This window comes from Stenotrophomonas sp. PS02301 (genome assembly GCF_029959485.1).
Classification (GTDB): Bacteria; Pseudomonadota; Gammaproteobacteria; order Xanthomonadales; family Xanthomonadaceae; genus Stenotrophomonas; species Stenotrophomonas maltophilia_Z.
In genome coordinates, this window is sequence record NZ_JASCOO010000156.1 from 1 (window position 1) to 5,956 (window position 5,956).

At 65.1% G+C, this 5,956-nt stretch carries 6 protein-coding genes; all 6 read left to right on the plus strand.

Features of this window, described 5'->3' with window-relative positions:
* Positions 1-92: 92 nt before the first annotated feature.
* Positions 93-398: an integration host factor subunit beta gene (locus tag QMX81_RS20230; protein WP_019183098.1), complete on the plus strand. Its 306-nt coding sequence runs from the start codon at positions 93-95 to the stop codon at positions 396-398.
* Positions 399-500: 102 nt separating this feature from the next.
* Positions 501-785: a LapA family protein gene (locus QMX81_RS20235; protein ID WP_282264197.1), complete on the plus strand. Its 285-nt coding sequence runs from the start codon at positions 501-503 to the stop codon at positions 783-785.
* Between the two features lie 6 nt (positions 786-791).
* Positions 792-1,970, plus strand: a complete 1,179-nt coding sequence (gene lapB, locus QMX81_RS20240) for a lipopolysaccharide assembly protein LapB (protein ID WP_121042140.1) — start codon at positions 792-794, stop codon at positions 1,968-1,970.
* 3 nt (positions 1,971-1,973) lie between these two features.
* Complete coding sequence (locus QMX81_RS20245; RefSeq protein ID WP_282264199.1) at positions 1,974-2,948, plus strand: glycosyltransferase family 4 protein; 975 nt, start codon at positions 1,974-1,976, stop codon at positions 2,946-2,948.
* Between the two features lie 16 nt (positions 2,949-2,964).
* Positions 2,965-4,872 carry a nucleoside-diphosphate sugar epimerase/dehydratase gene (locus QMX81_RS20250; RefSeq protein WP_183073785.1) on the plus strand — a complete coding sequence of 636 codons (1,908 nt, stop codon included), beginning with the start codon at positions 2,965-2,967 and terminating at the stop codon, positions 4,870-4,872.
* Positions 4,872-5,753: a UTP--glucose-1-phosphate uridylyltransferase GalU gene (gene galU / locus QMX81_RS20255; protein WP_121042144.1), complete on the plus strand. Its 882-nt coding sequence runs from the start codon at positions 4,872-4,874 to the stop codon at positions 5,751-5,753. The genes QMX81_RS20250 and galU overlap by 1 nt, the downstream gene beginning before the upstream one ends.
* Positions 5,754-5,956 lie beyond the last annotated feature (203 nt).

Here is a 5,956-nt window from a genome sequence, read left to right on the forward strand (position 1 = left end):
AGTAATCGGGCTGTCGCTGGCGTAGTTGCCTGGGCGGCCCGGACATCAGTCCGGGCCGTTTCAGGGTCTGAGTTCCTCCCCAAGAGCCCGTAATGACCAAATCCGAGCTGATCGAAATCCTGGCGCGCCGACAGGCGCATTTGAAGTCGGACGATGTCGATCTGGCCGTGAAGTCGTTGCTGGAAATGATGGGTGGGGCGCTGGCCGGCGGGGATCGCATCGAGATCCGCGGGTTCGGCAGTTTTTCGTTGCACTACCGGCCGGCACGGCTGGGGCGCAATCCCAAGACCGGGGAATCGGTCGCGTTGCCGGGCAAGCATGTCCCGCACTTCAAGCCGGGCAAGGAACTGCGCGAGCGCGTCAGCGCCGTGGTACCGCTGGAAAGCGATCCTGCCTGAGTGTCATCCGCCAAGGGGCGGATGCGTGATTTCCACGGAGTCGGCTGGTAGAGCGGAGTGTTAGTCCGCTACTCTTGAGCCCTACGGAACTGGAGCTGCTGCATGAACATCGTACGTCTGCTGATCCTGCTGGCGGTTCTGGTCGTGGGTCTCATCATCGGCGCCCTCAACTCGCAGCCGATCATCATCAGCCTGGGCTTTACCCAGATCAATTCCACCACCGGCGTGGCGATCATCATCGCCTTGTTGTCCGGTGCGCTCATCGGCGGCGGCCTGGTGCTCGCCAGCGTGGTGATCCCGTTGTACGCCAAACTGCGCCGCGCGCGGAAAGCCGCGCCTGCCGTGGTCGTGGCACCCCCTTCTTCTTCTACATTCGACGGACGCTGAGCGCCGATGGAATTTGTCTCCGAGTGGTTCTGGTTCTTCCTGTTCCTGCCCCTGGCCGCGTTGTCGGGCTGGGTGATCGGGCGTCGCGGCGGTCAACGCCATGGCGACAACCAGGTCAGCCATCTGTCCAGCACGTACTTCCGCGGCCTGAACTATCTGCTCAACGAGCAGCCGGACAAGGCGATCGAGCTGTTCCTGCACATCGCCGAGCTGGACAAGGAAACCTTCGAGACCCAGGTCGCGCTGGGCCATCTGTTCCGCCGCCGCGGTGAGGTTGATCGTGCGATCCGCCTGCACCAGGGCCTGGTCAACCGCGCGGACCTGAGCGATCAGCAGCGTGTCCAGGCGCTGCTGGCGCTGGGCGAGGACTACATGAAGTCCGGCCTGCTTGATCGCGCCGAAACCGTGTTCACCGAGCTGGCCCAGATCGACCAGCGCGCACCGCAGGCGCTCAAGCACCTGATCGGCATCTACCAGGCCGAGCGCGACTGGGAAAAGGCGATCGACAACGCCAGCCGCTTCGAAGAGGTCACCGGCGAGCCGATGGGCAAGCTGATCGGGCAGTTCGAATGCGAGCTGGCCGAGCGTTACCGTGGCGCCGGGAAGATCGAAGAGGCCCGCGCGGCCATCGCGCGCGCCTACCAGGCCGATGCGATGTCGGTGCGTGCCGGCATCATTGAAGGGCGCCTGGAGAACGACGCCGGCAATGCCGAAGCCGCCGTGCGTGCCTTCGAACGTGCCGCCCGCAATGATCCGGAGTACCTGCCGGAAGTGCTGCAGGCGCTGATGCAGAACTACCGCAAGGTCGGCGACCTCGGTGGCGCGCGCGCGTTTCTCTCTGAGATGACCGAACATTACCGCGGCATCGCCCCGGTGCTGGCGCTGACCCAGCTGATGGAGGAGCAGGAGGGTGTGGCTCCGGCGCGCGCCTACCTCGGCCGCCAGCTCAAGGATCGTCCTTCCGTGCGTGGCGAGTCGGCCCTGATCGACCTGACCCTGGCCGAGGGCGCCGATTCCACCGCGACGCTGCACGACCTCAAGCACATCACCGACCAGTTGCTGGTGCGCAATCCGGCGTACCGCTGCACCCGCTGTGGCTTCGGCGCGCGCACGCATCACTGGCAGTGCCCGAGCTGCAAGGAATGGGGCACCGTCAAGCCGCTGCTCAACTACGCGGTGCTCTGAACCATGATGGTCGCCTGGATGGCGGGGCTGCTGGCGGTGCTGGCGGTATCGGCGGGCCTGACCTGGGGCGCACGCGCCTATGCGCTGCGCCGCAATCTATTGGATGAGCCCGGCGAGCGCCGCAGCCACGGGGTGGCGACGCCACGCGGCGGCGGCATCGCGATCGTGCTGACCCTGCTGCTGGCCTGCGCGGTCGCTGTGGTGATCTGGCCCAAGGCCGGCCTCACCCTGGCAGTATTCGCACTGGGGCTGGTGCTGGTCGCGGGGATTGGTTGGTGGGACGACCACCGGCCCCTGCCGGCGGTTCGTCGCCTGTTGGTCCATGCCATCGCCGCCGCGCTTCTGGCGGGGTTGGTCTGGCATGCCAGTGGCAACCCTTGGCAGGCGCTGCTGGCGCTGTTGTTTGCCACCTCATTGATCAACATCTGGAACTTCATGGATGGGATCAACGGCATCGCGACCACGCAGGCCATCCTGGCCGGTCTCGCCTTCGCCCTGGTCCTGCCGCCGCCTTACGGGCTGGCCGGCGTGGTGTTGGGACTGGCCTGTCTGGGCTTCCTGCCGTTCAACTACCCGAAGGCGCGCATCTTCATGGGGGACGTCGGCAGCGGGGCGCTGGGCTATGCGATCGCGGCCCTGGTCTGCTTGGTCAGCGTGCGTACCGATATCCACTGGTTGCTGTTGCTGGTGCCGCTTTCGGCCTTTCTTGTGGACGCAGGCTTCACATTGCTTTCGCGCATCCTGTCCGGACAGCGCTGGATGGAACCCCACACGCAGCATCTCTATCAGCGCGCGGTGAAAAGTGGTGCAAGCCACACTTTCGTCACCGGGATGTATCTTGTTTTTGGAATATTCAGTGCGGCAGTGTTTAATGCATGCACGAATCTGCAGCCGAGGTGGGAGGCTGCCGTGGCCATCGCGTGGTTGATCCTCGCGACCGGCCTTTGGCTGCTCCTGCGCAAGGGAATGCGCAACTAGAAGGACTACGTTGTTTATGACGCCTTGGCAGGACCGATTTACCGGCTTGGTGCCCCGTGCCGCCATCGTCGCCCACGATCTCTTCATGGTCTGGGCGTGCTGGCAGCTGCTGCATGCGGGACGCTACTCGATGCTGGCCGATGCGCCGGCGTTGCCGCTCTGGAACATCGATACCTCGCTGGTGCTGGTCATCCAGGCCGTGGTGTTCTGGCGGGTCGGCCTGTATCGCGGCCTCTGGCGCTTTGCCAGCGTCGCCGATCTGCTCAACATCTTCAAAGCCAGCTTCATCGGCCTGCTCGCCATCGTGGTGGCCTTGGCGTACAAGCGCTTCGAAGGCGTGCCGATGTCGGTGCTGGTCATTTATCCCTTCGCACTGTCGGCGCTGCTGGGCGCCCCGCGTCTGCTGTATCGCGCGTGGAAGGACTACCAGGCGCTGCAGTCGGACGTCACCGCCCGCCGTGTGCTGATCCTCGGTGCCGGCCAGGCAGCGGAAGCCCTGGTGCGTGACCTGCGCCGCTCCGGCGATTTCGAGCCGGTCGGCCTGCTTGACGATGCCCCGCATCTGCAGGGCGCCAAGCTGCAGGGCCTGCCGATCCTCGGCACGCTGGAAGACGCGCCCGCCGTGGTCCGCGAGACCGCCGCCAAGCTGCTGGTGATCGCCATCCCGTCGCTGGATGCCGTCGGCATGCAGCGGGTGGTGGCCATCTGCGAGAGCACCGGCATTCCGTTCCGCATGGTGCCCAAGCTCAACGATATTCTGTTGGGTCACTCGTTGCCGGGTGAGCTCAAGGAAGTGGCGATCGAGGATCTGCTCGGCCGCAAGCCCATCCTGCCGGATTGGGCGCTGATCCGCGGCTGGCTGGGTGGCCGCACCGTGCTGGTCACGGGCGCAGGTGGGTCGATCGGCTCTGAACTGTGCCGCCAGTGTGCCCGCCATGGGGCAGGGCGGATTGTCCTGGTGGAAATGAGTGAGCTGCTGCTGCTGACCATCGAGGCCGAGCTGCAGCGCAGCTTCCCGGATCTGGTCGTGGAGGCGGTGCTGGGTGACTGCGGGGACCCCGCAGTGATCCGCCATGCGCTGTCGCTGTCGCGGGTGGACTCGGTGTTCCACGCCGCCGCCTACAAGCAGGTGCCGGTACTGGAGCGCCAGCTGCGCGAAGCGGTGCGCAACAACATTCTGTCCACCGAAACGGTGGCCCGCGCCTGCGTCGAAGCGCGGATCGAGCATTTCGTTTTCATCTCCACCGACAAGGCGGTCGATCCGGTCAACGCGCTGGGCGCCAGCAAGCGCTACGCGGAGATGATCTGCCAGAGCCTGGACCAGAAGACCAGCCACACCCGTTTCGTGACCGTGCGCTTCGGCAACGTGCTGGCCTCGGCTGGCAGCGTGGTGCCGGTGTTCCGCGAGCAGATCCTCAAAGGCGGCCCGGTCACCGTGACCGACCCGGAAGTCACCCGCTACTTCATGACGATTCCCGAGGCCTGCCAGCTGATCCTGCAGGCGGCCGCGTCGGCCTCGCATGGGGCGATCTACACGCTGGACATGGGCGAGCCGGTGCCGATCCGGGTGCTTGCCGAGCAGATGATCCGCCTGGCCGGCAAACAGCCGTACAAGGACATCGCCATCGTCTATACGGGCCTGCGCCCGGGCGAGAAACTGCACGAGACGCTCTTCTATTCGGACGAAGATTATCGTCCTACCGCACACCCGAAGATTCTCGAAGCCGGCGTACGCACGTTCGCGCGCGAACAAGTATTGGCCAACGTGCCGAAACTGCGCGAGGCGATCGCCACCTACGACACTGATGCGATCAACAGCATTCTGTTCTCGACCATGCCGGAGTTCTCGCCGCTGCAACAGGATGATCACGTCAGCTCTGCTAAAGTTCTCGCCTTTCCCGCGCGTGAGGCCAACAGGTTCTGATGAGCAAGCGTATTCGCAAGGCGGTATTTCCTGTCGCAGGGTTGGGAACGCGATTCCTTCCGGCCACCAAGACCGTTCCGAAGGAAATGCTGCCGATCATTGATCGGCCGTTGATCCAGTACGCCGTTGATGAGGCGATCGAGGCCGGCTGTGACACCTTGATCTTCATCACCAACCGCTACAAGCATGCGGTCGCGGATTACTTCGACAAAGCCTACGAGCTGGAGCAGAAGCTCGAGCGCGCCGGCAAGAAGGAACAGCTCGAACTGGTCCGTCACGTGCTGCCAAACGGCGTTCGCGCGGTGTTCGTGACGCAGGCGGAAGCGCTGGGCCTGGGCCATGCGGTGCTGTGCGCCAAGGCGATTGTCGGTGACGAGCCGTTCGCCGTGCTGCTGCCGGACGATCTGATCTGGAACCGCGGCAACGGTGCCCTCAAGCAGATGGCCGATGCCAATGAAGCCACCGGCGCCAGCATCATCGCGGTTGAAGACGTGCCGCATGACAAGACCGGCAGCTACGGCATCGTGGCCACCGAGGCCTTCGATGGCCGCCAGGGCAAGATCAACGCGATCGTCGAAAAGCCCAAGCCCGAAGACGCCCCCAGCGACCTGGCCGTGGTCGGCCGTTACGTGCTCAGCCCGAAGATCTTCGAGCTGCTCGAAGCGACCGGGACCGGTGCAGGCGGCGAGATCCAGCTGACCGATGCGATCGCCGAGCTGCTCAAGAGTGAGCGTGTCGACGCGTTCCGCTTTGAGGGCCGCCGTTTCGACTGCGGCACCCATCTGGGCCTGGTCGAAGCCACGATCCGCTTCGCGCTCGACAACGAGAAGCTGGCCGGCCCGGCGCGCGAAGTGCTGCAGAAGATGCTGGCCGAAGGCTGAGGACGGGCTGCCGCCGCGCGATGCAGCGGTGGTAGTGCCGGCCGCTGGCCGGCTCCTCAAGCAGCGAGGGTAGTGCGGGCCGCTGGCCGGCTCATCAAGCAGCGAGGGTAGTGCCGGCCGCTGGCCGGCTCCCGACAGAACAGAAAAGGGCAGCCGCGCGGCTGCCCTTTTCGTTTCCGACTGCGCACCCACCAGCGGTCGGT

Bases quoted from the DNA above. Each gene is read 5' to 3' on its own strand.
- QMX81_RS20230 (WP_019183098.1), top strand. From the start codon at position 93: ATGACCAAATCCGAGCTGATCGAAATCCTGGCGCGCCGACAGGCGCAT.
- QMX81_RS20235 (WP_282264197.1), top strand. From the start codon at position 501: ATGAACATCGTACGTCTGCTGATCCTGCTGGCGGTTCTGGTCGTGGGT.
- lapB (WP_121042140.1), top strand. From the start codon at position 792: ATGGAATTTGTCTCCGAGTGGTTCTGGTTCTTCCTGTTCCTGCCCCTG.
- QMX81_RS20245 (WP_282264199.1), top strand. From the start codon at position 1,974: ATGATGGTCGCCTGGATGGCGGGGCTGCTGGCGGTGCTGGCGGTATCG.
- QMX81_RS20250 (WP_183073785.1), top strand. From the start codon at position 2,965: ATGACGCCTTGGCAGGACCGATTTACCGGCTTGGTGCCCCGTGCCGCC.
- galU (WP_121042144.1), top strand. From the start codon at position 4,872: ATGAGCAAGCGTATTCGCAAGGCGGTATTTCCTGTCGCAGGGTTGGGA.